The sequence below is a fragment of the Azospirillum sp. A23 genome, assembly GCF_042938965.1.
GTDB classification, from domain to species: Bacteria; Pseudomonadota; Alphaproteobacteria; order Azospirillales; family Azospirillaceae; genus Azospirillum; species Azospirillum melinis.
The window spans coordinates 2,442,805-2,455,889 of the sequence record NZ_CP170667.1 but is presented as its reverse complement, the minus strand read 5'-3'; the positions used below and the strand labels follow the sequence as shown (position 1 = coordinate 2,455,889).

Here is a 13,085-nt window from a genome sequence, read left to right as displayed (position 1 = left end):
CCCGGCGGGGCCGGCGCCGACGATCGCCACGTCAGGGGTGAGGTGGGGCACTTGGAAACGCTTTCACGAAAGGGATCGCCCCCGCCCATCCCATGCTGCGCGGGCAGGGGCAGGGGCACGGGCGGGGGCATGCGGGGCTCGGCCTCGGTTCCCCGCGGATCAGTCCTCGTAATCCTGGTCCTGGGCCACTTCCTCGGCCAGATCGGCGGCGAGGTCGGCGAAATAGCCGGCATCGACCTCCAGGCCGTTCTCCTCGCAGATGCGCATGAAGATGCGGTAGGCATGCAGGATGGCGACGTCGAGGACGACGAGGTCCCCTTCCTCGCTGTGGCGGTCGGTGATGTCCCGCTCCTGAAGGGTGCCGACGATGTCGTGCGCGGCGGCCTGCAGGACCGCGTCCATGGCTTGCTTGTGTTGGGTCGACATCGTGTGAATCCTCGTTCCGGTCGTGCTTCGCGTCCCCGCCCGGCCGGACCGGCGCCGCATGGCCGGCGGGGGTGGTCGAACCGTCGGAGGAAACGGGCGCGTCGGGGGCTCCGTTCGTCCGCGAAAGTTCGGCCTCCCCCTTGTTGTAGAATCCTTTTTCACGGCCGAACAAGCCCCTTCACGGGGGGCCGGGGCGGGTCCTTCCGGGTAGCCTCGTACCGGCCATGGAGGGGGCGGTGGAAGGAGGCCGCTTCAGCGTGCGACGGGGGCCAGCAGGGGAGCGCCGACATAGCCCAGCGCCTTGCCTTTCCGCCCCACCTTGTACCAGCCGCCGATGGCCTCCAGCACGGTGACGCGGTCGCCGGCCTCCAGCACATCCAGCACCTTGGCGTCGCAGACCGGGGCGACCCGCAGATTGCCGGCGGCCCGCAGCCGGGCGACGGTTCCCCCGGAAAGCTTTGGCCGCTGCACCCGTCCGGGCAGGTCGTCGGGCAGGGCGCAGCCGCGGTCCTCGCGGTCGGCCCTGGCATAGCGGCCGGGCTTTGTGGCGGTTGCGGGCTCGGTGCCGGCGGTCCGCGTGGGCACGGCTTCGGCCAGATAGGCGCTGGTGACGTAGCCCTGCGGCTTGCCGCTTCGGCCGATCCGCTGCCAGCCGTCGGACGGCGCGCCGAAGGCCGTCACCCGCTCGCCCTTTTCCACCGTGTCGAGGACCCGGCCCTTGGCGTCCGGCGTCGCCCGCAGGTAGATGCCGGCGGTGGCGGTCATCGGCCGTTGCGCGGGAACGACCGAAGGCTGCCTGGCAGGGGCTTCCTGTGAAGCCGGCTCCTTGGCGACAAGTTGGGGTGCTGTCTCAGCTTGTGGCTTCATCGCCGGCAGCGGTGGAATCTTGACGGCCGGCGGTGCCTCCGCGGCCTTGGGATCGGGCGCCTTCGCGGCCGCGGCCGCTACCGGGGGCGGAGCGGGTTGCAGGCCGGGCGGTAAGAGCGGACCCGACAAGGGACCGGGTGCTTCCGGGGGATGCTCCCAGAGCACACCGGGAGTCAGGGGTGGGGAAAGCGCCTGTGCCGGCGTCAGGCGGGGAAGGGCGACGATGGGGGCGGGCGACGGGGTCAGCCGTTCGGCCGCGCTGTCCGTCAGCGCGCCGGCCGGGCAGCCGAACGGGCTGCCCAGCAGCAGGGCCGGTGCCGCGATCCGCAGCCAAGCGATCAGCCGCGCTCCAGCCATCACCCCCTCCTCAGTCGAGCGTGATGCGGGCGATCAGCGTCGGCAGCGTCTGACAGCGCAGAAGCCCGTCGAGCGTCCGGTGTTCGGCCAGCCGCAGGGTCAGCGCGCAACCGAAGGAGTTCACCGCCAGTTCGGTCTGCGCCAGGGTGCCGATGATGCTGGATGAACGCGCGATGCTGTAGCCGGGCGCGCCCAGCTTGCCGGCCAGCGCGCCGTTGACCGGGCTGAACCCGTCGATCTCCAATGTCATCGGTCCCAGATTCTGCACCACCACCTCGGAACTCGGATCCTCCTTGGTGGCGTAGAGCTGGACCGGGACGGCGCGGTGTCGGGCGATCCAGTCCTTCAGCGCGAGGTTGGCGACCACCGGGTCGCGGCTTTGCAGCGCCGCCTCCATCGCCGTCTGGCGCAGCGCCGGGTCGTTGCCGCCCAGCGCCGCTTCGAAAGCGGCCAGCCGTGCCGCGCGGTCCGTGCCGGTCAGCTTGCCGCGCAGGTCGGCGACCTGGGCGATGCGCGCCTCGACCGCCCGGCGCTCCGTTTCGGCGCGGGCGGCTTCGGCCTTGGCGGCGGCGGTCTGCTGCGCCAGCCTTTCCTCCTCGCGCCGCCGGCGTTCGCTGTCCTCGGCCAGCCGCTGGGCGGCGTCGCGATCCAGCTGCTCGCGCAGGTTTTTGGCTTCGGGTGTGCCCAGCACGACCGTGCGGCCGGGCAGTTCGGCGGCCGGCTTGCCGATGCCGTCGAGCAGGCCGGGGGACTGTGGCGTCAGCGCCACCGTCCACCCGCCGGCACCGCGGGTGGCGAGCGCCGTCGCCACCCAACTCTTGCTCAGTCCGGCCTCCGCCGCCGGGCGCAGGAAGGTCACCGGCCCTTCACGGCTGTCCACCAGATAGGTCGGCCCGCCCAGAACCAGCTTGGCGCTGACCCGTGCCGCCACCTGCGGTTCCGAAGATTGCGGTTCCGGCAGCGGTTCGACGCTCAGCGACTCGATGCGCCAGGGGGCGGGCAGCAGCGCTTCGATCCGCGCACGCAGGAGGGAGTCCGGGATCGTCTCGACCGTGGGAACCTTGGCGGTGGCCTCCGCAGCCCGGGCACCCTCGACCGGTGCACCCAGTGCGACCCAGCCGGCGATGAGAGTTGCGCCCAGGCTCACTCTTGGGCCTGCCCCGAGGCCCGGCCCGGCACCGGCTGCGATGCGGGCCGCGAATCGTCCGTTCCCCGGTCGCTTCATCGCCGATCCTTCCCCCCGTGTCCGCCGTCCAATATCCGCCGTCCGGCACTGGTATAGCGAAGGTTCCAGCCAAGGGAAGCGGCTTTTCCCGGCAACCTGTCGATCTGTGGTTGGATGCAATACCCGCCTGCGCCGGATTGTCGCGTCAATCCGCACCCATGGGTCGAATTGGACTTGGACGCCACACGCCACTTGCAATATGGTCACACAAATGGATGTATTGGCCCCGTATCGAGAGATCGGGACACGCAACGGATGGGGAACGGGGTTTCCGATGGAGGGCACGGGCGGAGGTAAAGACGGACCGGGGCTGCTCTGCCGCAATGTCAAAGTGAGCGGCCGCCGAACCAGTTTAAGAATGGAGCCGTATATTTGGGATTCGCTGAAGGAAATCTGTGAGCGGGAGCAGATGACCCTCAACGAAATCTGCACCCAGATCGACGAACGGCGTGGGGAGGCGAACCTGACTGCCTCCATCCGCGTCTTCATCGTCAGCTATTACCGCACCGCCATCGGTCAGCGCGGTTTTTCGGAAGATGGTCAGTCGCCTCTGCTGCGCAGGGCGATGGACGACGCCGTTCCGCTGGAGTGACAAGTGCGGGTATAACGGGCCAGAGGTGACGGGAGCGGGCTATGCGCTCCCGTCCACCGGGCTCACCAGCGCAGGCTGGGAACCGCGTATGTCGGCATGTGACCCGACGCATCGGCCAGGGCGCGCAGGTTGACCGGATCGACCGAAGCCCCCCAGGCTGCACCGCCCAGTTCCTCCTGGTGGATGCCTGCGGTGACCAGTGCAACATCGATTCCGGCGGCATTGGCACCGGCGACATCGGTGCGCAGGCTGTCGCCCACCGCCAGGATGCGGCTCTTGTCGGCGATGCCCAGCAGCTTGAAGCAGCGCTCATAGACGGGGGCATGGGGCTTGCCGTGCTGGCGCACGTCGCCGCCCATCTCCTCGTAGCGGGCGGCCAGCGTGCCGGCGCAGATCACCAGCATCGGTCCCACCATCACCACCAGATCGGGGTTGGCGCAGATCATCGGCAATCCTGCGGCCAGGCACGCGTCCAGCTGCGGCTGATAGTCCGCCACCGTCTCGCCGAAGGTGACGATACCGGTGTTGACGACGAAATCCGCGTCCTCCGGCGTAGCGGCAACCCGATAGCCGATCCCGGAGAAGACATCGATGTCGCGCTCCGGTCCGATGTGGTAGAGCCGCCGTCCGAGGGCGGCATGCCAGGGATCGTCGCGGTCGCGCAGCGCCTCGTAGGTCGCCTCGCCCGAGGTCATGACATGGTGGTAGCGCTCGCGCCCCAGCCCCATGCCGTCCAGCTTCTCAATGACGCCGGTGGTTCGGCGCGGTGCATTGGACAGCAGGCAAATTGTCTTGCCGGCGGCTCGCATGCTGTCCAGGCAGTCTGGCACGCCGGGATAAGGCTGCTCGCCGTCATGCAGCACGCCCCAGAGGTCCAGGATGAACCCGTCATAGCGGTCGATGACCTCGGCGATGCCGGAAATCTGTCGGATGTCGGCCATGGTGTCCGGTCGGTTCGTGGAAGGACAAAGATCGGATTGCATCGACAAGCCGATCTCAGCGTGGTTGTAGCAACTCTGCGTAAACCGCCAGCGTGTCGGCGCACATGCGGTCCTTGGTGTAGCGGTCGGCGACGAAGGCCATGGCGCGGGTGCCGATGGCGTCCCGTTGCTCCGGCGTCAGCGACAGCGCCTCCTCCAGTGCCTGGGCCAGCGCGTCGGGATCGTCCGGCGGCACCACCCAGGCGGTTTCGCCGGGGACGACGGTCTCCTGATAGGCGCCGATGGCCGAGACGATCACCGGCTTGCCCATCGCCTGAGCCTCGACGATCACCCGCCCGAAGGCTTCCGGCTCGCGCGAGGCGGAGACGACCACCGTCGACAGCAGGTAAGCCGCGGCCATGTCGCTGCAATGGTCGGTCATCCGCACCACGCCGCGCAGGCCGGCATTGGCGATGCGGTTCTCCAGCTCTTCCCGGTAGCCGGTGCGACCCTGGTCGGAGCCGACCAGCAAGGCCAGCACATCCTTGCGCCCCAGCTTGGCCAGCGCGTCGATCAACACGATCTGGCCTTTCCAGCGGGTCAGCCGGCCGGGCAGCAGGATCACCGGCCGGTCGTCCGGCAGGTTCCATTGCTTGGCAAGGGTCACCAGCCGTGTCGGGCTGACCCGGTCGGGTGCGAAGACGCCGCGGTCGATGCCGCGGTGGATGACGCGCACCTGTTGCGGATCGACCGGGTAGTTGCCCAGCACATGGTCGCGGATGAAGCCGGAGATGGCGATCACCCGCTCGCCGCGCGCCATCACCGAATTGTACCAGCGCTTCAGCCGCCCGCCGACCAGCCCCGAACCGAAATTGTAGGGCGCGTGGAAGGTCGTCATGTAGCGCGCACCCGTCTCGCGGCAGGCCAGCCAAGCGCTCCAGGCCGGCGCGCGGGAGCGGGCATGGACGATGTCCACCTTGTGCTCACGGATGACGGCGGCCAGCCGGCGGGCATTGCGTCGGATGGTCAGCGGGTTCTTCGAGGCCAGCGGCAGCGTCAGATGGGCGATGCGGGCGCGGTCCAGCTCCCGCACCATCGGCCCGCCCTGCGACGCCACCAGGGGCGTGCCGCCGGCGGCCTGCAGGGCGAGCGCCATGTCGATGCAGCCGCGCTCCGCCCCGCCGGTTACCAGCGTCGGCACCACCTGCAGCACCGTCGGCGCCCTCCCTCTCGGCCAATGCTCGGGCCAGCCGGGGGCAGGGGTGTCCTGATGGGCGTCCGCGTTGCGCGGGGAATGGTCGGTGGTAAGGTGGGGGTCGAAATCCATGATGCCGGCTGCTCGCAAGGGGCGGCCCGGGACCGGCCGCGGGGCCCGGCAAGCCGGCGCCCCATCGAGCCCGGTGCCCGACCGCGTGCCGGTGTCCGTTGTCGAAGGTGACCGTATGACCGAAACCGCAGCCCAACCGGGCGGCGCGCACCATAGCCTAACGCGCGGTGCCGCGACCATAGCCTATCACCACAGCCCTGCCGGCCCGTCCGGGCAGGGCAAGCCGGGCGTGATGTTCCTTGGCGGCTTCATGTCCGACATGACCGGCGGCAAGGCGACGGCGCTGGAAGCCTGGGCGGTGGCGCGCGGCCTGTCCTTCACCCGCTTCGACTACCAGGGCCACGGCGCTTCCAGCGGGCGGTTCGCCGACGGCACCATCGGCCTGTGGGCCGACGATGCGCTTGCGGTGCTGGACGAGGTGACGACCGGGCCGCAGATCCTGGTCGGCTCCTCCATGGGCGGCTGGATGATGCTGCTGACTGCGCTCCGCCGGCCGGGGCGGGTTTCCGGGCTGGTCGGCATCGCGCCGGCCCCCGACTTCACCGAAGACCTGATGTGGGACATCTTCGAAGCCGACATCCGCCGACAGATCATGGAGGTGGGCGTTTGGAACCGCCCCTCGGACTACGGTCCCGAGCCGCAGCCGATCACCCGCGCCCTGATCGAGGACGGCCGCACCCATCTGCTGCTGCGCGGCCCTATCGCCTTCGACGGTCCCGTCCGCCTGCTGCATGGCCAGCGCGACCCCGACGTCCCCTGGCAGTTCAGCCTGCGCATTGCCGAGGCGCTGACCGGCGACGATGTCCGCGTCACGCTGGTCAAGGACGGTGACCACCGCCTGTCCCGTCCCCAGGATCTGGACCTGCTGTGCCGCAGCGTCGGCGCTCTGGTGGATGGATTTGGCGGATGAAATCGGAGCGGTTCGGCATGCCGCCAAAAAAACGTCGTCCGTGTGAAACAGAGGCTTGCATCGCCGCGAACCTCTGGCTATAACCCGGGCCTCTGCGGAGGGGTGGCCGAGTGGTTGAAGGCGCACGCCTGGAAAGTGTGTATACGTCAAAAGCGTATCGAGGGTTCGAATCCCTCTCCCTCCGCCACTAAGTTTCCGGGTTAGACCGGCAAAAAAGGCTCAGCTGACAAGCTGAGCCTTTTTTGTTTTGCGCTGTTCTTCGGCGGACCATCCGCCCCTTTCGTTCCAGCGCACCCCAAATAGAAAAGCCCGCCCCGCACTTGGCGATTGCCGGTGCGGGGCGGGCTGTCAGTCGTTTCCGGTGCCTGGAACGGAAGGGGCCTCGCCCCTTACTTCGACCGCGACACGCGGCGCAGGAAGTCGATGAACTGCGTCTGCTCTTCCGGAGACAGGTCCTTGACCATGCCCTGGTCATGAGCCTGGACGCGTGGGATCAGGTCATCCATCAGCGTCTGGCCTTCCGGCGACAGGCGCAGCGCGTAGGAGCGGCGATCGTTGGGCGACGGGGCGCGGACGACCAGGCCGCGCGACTCGAGCCGGTCGATCACGGCGACCATCGTCGACCGGTCGATGCCGACCGCCGTGCCCAGATCGGACTGCGACAGGCCTTCATTCTCCCGGATCATGATCAGCACGCCGAACTGGCCGGGCGTGATGTCATGCGGAGCGACCGCGTTCTGGAAGCTCTGGAACACCGCGACCTGAGCCTTGCGCAGGTTGTACCCCACAAGCTCGGGAAGGGGGCCGAGGGCAAGCTTGCCGTTCTTTCCGGGCCGCAGACGCGACCGCCGGTCGGCGGGGGTGGAACGCTCGTTGTCAGTCACCGTGGATGCCATATTTTGGGTGAATTATCGGATGAACGGATAAAATGCGGGTATGGCTTTCGTTTGTCAGCAAGAACTGCACAGGCGATAGGCTATGCATGCCAGATATGCGTCTGGCGTATTGGTGGGAGCGCGCACAAATTCCATCTTGAAGAGTCAAGAAGTGATCGACGCCGATTCGACGCCGATCGCCCGTCCTGCGGTTTCCCCTGCCGCGCGCGGGTTCCCGAATCGGAGCTTCCGACGCCCGGTCCCCCCCAGACCGGGCGTCTTCGTTTCCAGACGGATCCGCCCCGAACCTTGCCCCCGGCACGCTGGAGCGCTTTGCAGGGCAGGGCGGATGGTTGGGCGCTTGGTCCGTTGCCGGCTTTCGGGTTAGCTGTTCGACAGTGTCCCAACCAGAGAGCCGATGCCATGGCCTTCGCCATTCCCCTGTGGTCCCAGCCGGTCGTCCCCGTCACGGGCGGCGATCCGTTCCCGGTGCGGCGTATCTACTGCGTCGGCCGCAACTATGCCGCCCATGCGCGCGAGATGGGCGCCGATCCCGACCGCGAGCCGCCCTTCTTCTTCATGAAGCCGGCCGATGCCATCGTCGCCGACGGCGCCACCATCCCCTATCCGCCGAGGACCGCCAACCTGCATCACGAGATCGAACTGGTGGTGGCGATTGGGACCGGCGGCCGCGACATTCCGGTCGACCGGGCGCTGGAGCATGTGTTCGGCTATGCCGTCGGGCTCGATATGACCCGGCGCGACCTGCAGAACGCGGCCAAGAAGGAAGGCAAGCCCTGGGATATGGGCAAGGGCTTCGACCAGTCGGCTCCCTGCTCCGCAATCCGCACCGTCGCCGACATCGGCCACCCGGCCAAGGGTGCCGTCACGCTGGAGGTGAATGGCGAGCCGCGGCAGAAGGGCGACCTGTCCGACCTGATCTGGTCGGTGGCGGAGACGATCTCCTACCTGTCCGGGCTGGTCGAACTGCAGCCGGGCGACCTGATCTACACCGGCACGCCGGAGGGTGTCGGCGCGGTGGTGGCCGGCGACGTGCTGGCCGGTGCGGTCGAGGGCGTCGGCACCCTGACCCTGACCATCGCCTGAGCCGCCGCCGATGCGCATCGCGACCTGGAACATCAATTCGGTCCGCATGCGTCTGGACCTCCTCCTCCGCCTGATGGAGGAGGAGCAACCGGACGTGATCTGCCTGCAGGAAACCAAGGTGGTGGACGCCGACTTCCCGCTCGGCCCGCTGGCGGAGCGCGGCTATGTCCACGCCCACATCCACGGGATGAAGAGCTACAACGGCGTCGCCATCCTGTCGCGCCTGCCCTTCTCTTCGCACGACGTCCAGCACTGGTGCGGCAAGCAGGATTGCCGCCACGCCCTCGCCCATCTGCCGGGAGGGATCGAGCTGCACAGCGTCTACATCCCGGCGGGCGGGGACATCCCCGATCCGGCGGTGAACGACAAGTTCGCCCACAAGCTCCAGTTCCTGGACGAGATGACCCACTGGCTCAGCACGGAACGGACGCCCGACCGTCCGATGGTGCTGGTCGGCGACCTGAACATCGCGCCCCTGGAGCAGGATGTCTGGAGCCACAGGGAACTGCTGTCGGTGGTCTCCCACACGCCCATCGAGGTCGAGAAGCTGGCGGCGATGCAGGCTTCGGCCGGTTGGGTCGACGCTCTGCGCCGCTTCGTTCCGCCGGAGGAGAAGCTCTACACCTGGTGGAGCTACCGGGCGAAGGACTGGGCCGCCTCCAACCGCGGCCGGCGCCTGGACCATATCTGGGTGACGCCGCCGCTCGAAGGCGCGCTGAAAGGCATCAAGGTGCTGCGCGATGCCCGCGGCTGGGAACCCAAGCCGTCGGACCATGTGCCGGTGATCGTCGATCTGAATGTCTGATGGCTGACTGCCTGACGGGGGGGGCGGTCGCGCCCCCTCGCTCCGGTAAAGCCTTACTTGAGCAGGCCGATGTTCAACCGCAGCAGTTCCGGCGTGCCGTCCCTGGTCAGCCGGAACAGGTGGGCGCAGCCGTTGTGCAGTTCCTCCGCCGGGTCGTCGCGCATGTCCCAGCCGGTGGCGAGCGAATAGAGTGCGCGCAGGATGCCGTTGTGTGCGACGGCACCGGTCGGATGACCCTCCGCCGCCAGATCGGCGAGCCAGGAGCGCAGGCGGTCTTGCACCTCGCGCGGGCTTTCACCGCCGGGTGCCTTGAAGTCCAGCCCCAGCCGGTCGTGGCGGACCGGCATGCGGCCGTCGGCCCGCAGATCCTCGGTGCGCTGGCCTTCCCACTCGCCCCAATCCATCTCGACGATCCGCGGTTCCGGTCTGGGATCGAGGCCGAGCAGCAGGGCGGTTTCCCAGGCCCGGCGCTTCGGGCTGGCGACCCAGCGCAGTCCGGCCGACTCGGACGGCAGGCGGTAGCGGGCGACCCGTGCGCGGCCGGCGTCGGACAGCGGCTCGTCGATGCTGCCCTGGATACGCCCTTCGGCGTTCCAGGCGGTCGGGCCGTGGCGGAGGATCAGCAGGGTGGTCATGACGGTACCGGGACGCGGATGACGGCGGGGATGCGCCGGCAGTTTAGCGCTTCGCCGTCTTCTGCACCGGCATTTCCTTCACCTGGGCCAGGGCCACGCGGACGCGCGACAGATCGGGCGGCGCGAGGGCGGCCGACTTCCCCGGAGCCTTGGCCGGCTTGGCCGGAGGTTTGCCCGCTTTCGCTCCCGCATCGGCCAGTTGGACGCGGCCCTTGCCGACGCTCTTCTGGGCCAGCGCCTGGGCCCTGGCGCGGGCACGGGCCTGCGCCTCCAGGATCTGCGGAGCGCGCGGATCGCCGGTCTTCGGCGTCCAGGTGCGGAAGGGGCCGGTGTCGACATGGACATGGCCGGTGTGGGCGTACATCGCGTAGCCGCCGCGCTGCATCGCCGCCGCCTCCTCCGCCAGACGCGACGGCGGGATGCCGGCGATGGAGAAGTCGGCCGCCTGTCCGCGCATGTGATAGGAGTTCTCGGCGACGTTCGGGTTGGTGCGGGCGAGGCTGGCGTTGCTGGCGCTCGACCGGTAGCCCGACGTGATGCGGATCGGCGACTCAGGGAGAGCGCCGACACGCTGGCGTAGTTCCACCAGCATGTCGACCAGGGCCGGATCGACCGGGATCACCTCGTCGCTGCGGCGGTCGCGGAACAGGACGGCGATCTCGCGCATCGCGGCCGGATCGTATCCGTCGCCGGGACGCCAGTAGGTGACGGACGTCGTCTCGCCGCTGGCGGGATGGTGCAGCACCACGCTGCGCGGGTCGCCGTCCAGCTTCGCGCTTTCCAGCGGCGGTGTGGTGGCGCAGCCGCCAAGCTGCGTCGCGACGGTCAGCACGGCAAGCATCCCCAAGGCACGACCGGTCATGCGCATCGCTTTCCCCCGAGCTTTGCACGCTTCAACGACCCCGCCCGCCCCAATCAAGGCGGGGTTGCACACCGATCTAATACCAAGATTGTCACAGGAGGCCAGTGTGACAAAGCAACCTGTGGCGTATTGAACACGCTCAAGCGCTTTTGCTCAGTAGATCGGATTGTTGAGGATTCAACCGGTAAGAACTATGCCGGTTCTTAGAGGGACAACTCCATCCCTTCGCGGGCGACCAGCGAACCGGGGCGCATCGCCTCCGCCTCTGCCGCAATGACGTCCAGCGCGTCGTCGGTGCGGGCGGGATCGTGGTGGAAGATCACCGCGCGGCCGACCCCGGCGGCCTCGGCCAGCCGCAGGCATTCCTGCCAGGTCGAATGGCCCCAGCCGACGCGCGACGGGTATTCGGCGTCGGTGTAGGTGCTGTCATACACCATCAGATCGGCACCGCGCAGCAGGTCCAGGATCACCGGATCGCGGCCCTCGGACGGATGCTCGGTATCGGTCAGGATGCACAGGCTGCGGCCGCCATGCTCCACCCGGTAACCGGTGGCGCCGTCGGGATGGTTGAGGCGGCAGGTGCGCACCACGACATCCGGTGCCAGCTCCAGCGTCTGCCCAGCCTGGAAATCGCGGAACTGGCAGTCGGCGCGGAAGATCTCGACCGGCACCGGGAACAGCGGTGCCGTCATCATGTCGGCCAGCACGGTGCGGAAGGGCCGCTCCGGCGGCAGATGGCCGGCCCACAGCCGAATCCGGCTGGCCGGATCGAAGGCCGGGGCGAAGAAGGGCAGGCCGCTGATGTGGTCGAGATGGCTGTGGGTTAGCAGCAGGTCGATGTTCACCGGTCCGCCCTCGCGCGACAGCGACTCGCCCAGCGGCCGGATGCCGGTGCCGCAATCGAAGACGATGTGGGTGCCGCCGCAGCGAACCTCGATGCAGGCGGTGTTGCCGCCATAGCGCACGGTTGCCGGGCCGGGCGATGCGATGCTGCCGCGCACCCCCCAGAAGCGCATGACAAAGGGGGAGACGCCGCCGGCCCCGTCCTGGGCTGGCGGTTGCGCGGGATTGATGGTGGAACGAACGGTCATGACGGCGCCATCGTGGCTGCCAAGCTTGTCCAAGTCTAGTAAATCTCTCCCGCCCTTTTCTCTTCCGGGCGACTCCCACGGATGGCGGCCAAGGCTTTCGAACGCGGCCTGTCGCGAGTCGCCACCCTACGAAGGGCATCTGTCCAAACCCATAAGATGTGGTAGGTTGGGGCCTCGTCGCGTGGTGCGCGGCATGACTTCTCCCAGGTCCCCGCGCGGGTGGGGACCGGCTCCGGCGGAACCCGACGCGGATGGATCCTGACAAGCTCGCCAAAGTCCTCGCCATGGCCGAGTCGGAGCATCAGGGCGAGGCGCTGTCCGCACTGCGCGCCGCCCGTATCATGCTGTCCCGTGCCGGGCTGTCCTTCCGCGATCTGGCGGAGCGCGCACGCACGCCGGTGCCGCCCGCTCCCGAACCGCCGCCGACCGTCCACCCGTCCGAACCCGCCCCCGCGCCGGCTCCGCCGCCGCCGCCGGACGAGCTGGTCCGCGGTCTGCGCCGGCAGGTGAAGGATCTGGAGCTGGAACTCGCCACCCTGCGCCGGCAGCTCGACAAGGCCGCGGGCGACGCCGACCGCCAGCGCGAGGAGGCCGACCGCTGGCGCACCCTGGCGCGCGAAACCGCGGAGAAGCTGTGGGACATGGGCAAGGCGCTGGAGCGCAAGCACTCCCGCCATGCCGACACCGACAAGCGGCGCGCCGTTCTGGAACTGCTGCAGGATCCCGGCAGCGCGCTGCTGTCGGATCGCGAGATCGCGCGCCGGGTCGGCGTTTCGCCGCATGACGTTGCCCATTGGCGCCGCCGGATGGCGATTGTCGGGCGCAAGCTGCGACTGCTGCCGGTGGTGCCGCGCGGCCGCGGGCTCTGGGTCGGTCCGTCTGCCTGCGGCCTGGGTGCCGCCCGGCTTAACCACCAGACGAAGTCTTATTCCAAACCCAATGCCAAGCCTCAGGCGGGCGAGCGTCACCGTTGGCTGGGTTTCTCCGGCGAGGTCACCATTGCCGAACGGGGAAGCCGGCGGGGGCTGGCCCCCGTCGGACGGTGAGCGGCGGCCTCAGTCGGTCGGCGGCCCCAGTTGATCGGTG

14 protein-coding genes and 1 tRNA gene are annotated in these 13,085 nt (G+C 68.8%); 6 read left to right on the top strand and 9 right to left on the bottom strand.

What is annotated here, in order from left to right:
• Window positions 1-159: 159 nt before the first annotated feature.
• From ABNQ40_RS29090 to ABNQ40_RS29080, 3 genes are all read right to left on the bottom strand, one after another.
• Complete coding sequence (locus ABNQ40_RS29090; RefSeq protein WP_098740726.1) at window positions 160-426, bottom strand: hypothetical protein; 267 nt, start codon at window positions 424-426, stop codon at window positions 160-162.
• 252 nt (window positions 427-678) lie between these two features.
• Window positions 679-1,650 (bottom strand): SH3 domain-containing protein, encoded by a 972-nt coding sequence (locus ABNQ40_RS29085; protein ID WP_109047761.1) that lies wholly within the window; start codon window positions 1,648-1,650, stop codon window positions 679-681.
• A gap of 10 nt (window positions 1,651-1,660) precedes the next feature.
• Window positions 1,661-2,797, bottom strand: coding sequence for a hypothetical protein (locus tag ABNQ40_RS29080; protein ID WP_247879532.1), 1,137 nt, complete (start codon window positions 2,795-2,797; stop codon window positions 1,661-1,663).
• Here ABNQ40_RS29080 and ABNQ40_RS29075 point away from each other — a divergent pair.
• On the top strand, window positions 2,775-3,467 hold the full coding sequence (locus ABNQ40_RS29075) for a ribbon-helix-helix domain-containing protein (protein ID WP_348982895.1): 693 nt from the start codon (window positions 2,775-2,777) through the stop codon (window positions 3,465-3,467). The two genes, ABNQ40_RS29080 and ABNQ40_RS29075, sit on opposite strands and share 23 nt — an antisense overlap.
• Before the next feature lie 62 nt (window positions 3,468-3,529).
• On the opposite strand, the gene ABNQ40_RS29070 is transcribed toward ABNQ40_RS29075, so the two are convergent.
• Window positions 3,530-4,408 (bottom strand): TIGR01459 family HAD-type hydrolase, encoded by an 879-nt coding sequence (locus tag ABNQ40_RS29070; RefSeq protein WP_109047758.1) that lies wholly within the window; start codon window positions 4,406-4,408, stop codon window positions 3,530-3,532.
• Window positions 4,409-4,463: 55 nt separating this feature from the next.
• A complete protein-coding gene (locus tag ABNQ40_RS29065) occupies window positions 4,464-5,714 on the bottom strand; it encodes a glycosyltransferase family 4 protein (protein ID WP_109047757.1) in 1,251 nt (416 codons plus the stop codon).
• A gap of 115 nt (window positions 5,715-5,829) precedes the next feature.
• Between ABNQ40_RS29065 and ABNQ40_RS29060 the strand changes: the two genes are divergently transcribed.
• Window positions 5,830-6,624, top strand: coding sequence for an alpha/beta fold hydrolase (locus tag ABNQ40_RS29060; RefSeq protein WP_109047756.1), 795 nt, complete (start codon window positions 5,830-5,832; stop codon window positions 6,622-6,624).
• Window positions 6,625-6,720: 96 nt separating this feature from the next.
• Window positions 6,721-6,811: transfer RNA gene (locus tag ABNQ40_RS29055), tRNA-Ser, on the top strand.
• A 202-nt stretch (window positions 6,812-7,013) separates the two neighbouring features.
• Here the strand turns inward: ABNQ40_RS29055 and ABNQ40_RS29050 are convergent.
• Entirely contained in the window at window positions 7,014-7,508 is a 495-nt protein-coding gene (locus ABNQ40_RS29050) for a MarR family winged helix-turn-helix transcriptional regulator (protein WP_244592894.1), read from the bottom strand.
• A gap of 414 nt (window positions 7,509-7,922) precedes the next feature.
• Between ABNQ40_RS29050 and ABNQ40_RS29045 the strand changes: the two genes are divergently transcribed.
• Both ABNQ40_RS29045 and xth read left to right on the top strand, forming a co-directional pair.
• Window positions 7,923-8,606 carry a fumarylacetoacetate hydrolase family protein gene (locus tag ABNQ40_RS29045; RefSeq protein ID WP_109047755.1) on the top strand — a complete coding sequence of 228 codons (684 nt, stop codon included), beginning with the start codon at window positions 7,923-7,925 and terminating at the stop codon, window positions 8,604-8,606.
• 10 nt (window positions 8,607-8,616) lie between these two features.
• On the top strand, window positions 8,617-9,411 hold the full coding sequence (gene xth, locus ABNQ40_RS29040; protein WP_109047754.1) for an exodeoxyribonuclease III: 795 nt from the start codon (window positions 8,617-8,619) through the stop codon (window positions 9,409-9,411).
• 53 nt (window positions 9,412-9,464) lie between these two features.
• On the opposite strand, the gene ABNQ40_RS29035 is transcribed toward xth, so the two are convergent.
• The 3 genes from ABNQ40_RS29035 to ABNQ40_RS29025 form a co-directional block, all read right to left on the bottom strand.
• Window positions 9,465-10,046, bottom strand: coding sequence for a histidine phosphatase family protein (locus ABNQ40_RS29035; RefSeq protein ID WP_109047753.1), 582 nt, complete (start codon window positions 10,044-10,046; stop codon window positions 9,465-9,467).
• Between the two features lie 43 nt (window positions 10,047-10,089).
• Window positions 10,090-10,908, bottom strand: coding sequence for a DUF882 domain-containing protein (locus ABNQ40_RS29030; protein WP_247879531.1), 819 nt, complete (start codon window positions 10,906-10,908; stop codon window positions 10,090-10,092).
• Between the two features lie 203 nt (window positions 10,909-11,111).
• Complete coding sequence (locus ABNQ40_RS29025) at window positions 11,112-11,999, bottom strand: MBL fold metallo-hydrolase (protein ID WP_109490690.1); 888 nt, start codon at window positions 11,997-11,999, stop codon at window positions 11,112-11,114.
• Window positions 12,000-12,250: 251 nt separating this feature from the next.
• Between ABNQ40_RS29025 and ABNQ40_RS29020 the strand changes: the two genes are divergently transcribed.
• Window positions 12,251-13,045, top strand: coding sequence for a hypothetical protein (locus tag ABNQ40_RS29020; RefSeq protein WP_109047751.1), 795 nt, complete (start codon window positions 12,251-12,253; stop codon window positions 13,043-13,045).
• The last annotated feature ends 40 nt before the right edge of the window (window positions 13,046-13,085 follow it).

Coding starts and splice junctions, on each gene's coding strand:
- ABNQ40_RS29065 (WP_109047757.1), bottom strand. CDS start 5,714: ATGGATTTCGACCCCCACCTTACCACCGACCATTCCCCGCGCAACGCG.
- ABNQ40_RS29060 (WP_109047756.1), top strand. CDS start 5,830: ATGACCGAAACCGCAGCCCAACCGGGCGGCGCGCACCATAGCCTAACG.
- ABNQ40_RS29075 (WP_348982895.1), top strand. CDS start 2,775: ATGAGAGTTGCGCCCAGGCTCACTCTTGGGCCTGCCCCGAGGCCCGGC.
- ABNQ40_RS29045 (WP_109047755.1), top strand. CDS start 7,923: ATGGCCTTCGCCATTCCCCTGTGGTCCCAGCCGGTCGTCCCCGTCACG.
- ABNQ40_RS29070 (WP_109047758.1), bottom strand. CDS start 4,408: ATGGCCGACATCCGACAGATTTCCGGCATCGCCGAGGTCATCGACCGC.
- ABNQ40_RS29035 (WP_109047753.1), bottom strand. CDS start 10,046: ATGACCACCCTGCTGATCCTCCGCCACGGCCCGACCGCCTGGAACGCC.
- ABNQ40_RS29020 (WP_109047751.1), top strand. CDS start 12,251: ATGGATCCTGACAAGCTCGCCAAAGTCCTCGCCATGGCCGAGTCGGAG.
- ABNQ40_RS29090 (WP_098740726.1), bottom strand. CDS start 426: ATGTCGACCCAACACAAGCAAGCCATGGACGCGGTCCTGCAGGCCGCC.
- ABNQ40_RS29030 (WP_247879531.1), bottom strand. CDS start 10,908: ATGACCGGTCGTGCCTTGGGGATGCTTGCCGTGCTGACCGTCGCGACG.
- xth (WP_109047754.1), top strand. CDS start 8,617: ATGCGCATCGCGACCTGGAACATCAATTCGGTCCGCATGCGTCTGGAC.
- ABNQ40_RS29025 (WP_109490690.1), bottom strand. CDS start 11,999: ATGACCGTTCGTTCCACCATCAATCCCGCGCAACCGCCAGCCCAGGAC.
- ABNQ40_RS29085 (WP_109047761.1), bottom strand. CDS start 1,650: ATGGCTGGAGCGCGGCTGATCGCTTGGCTGCGGATCGCGGCACCGGCC.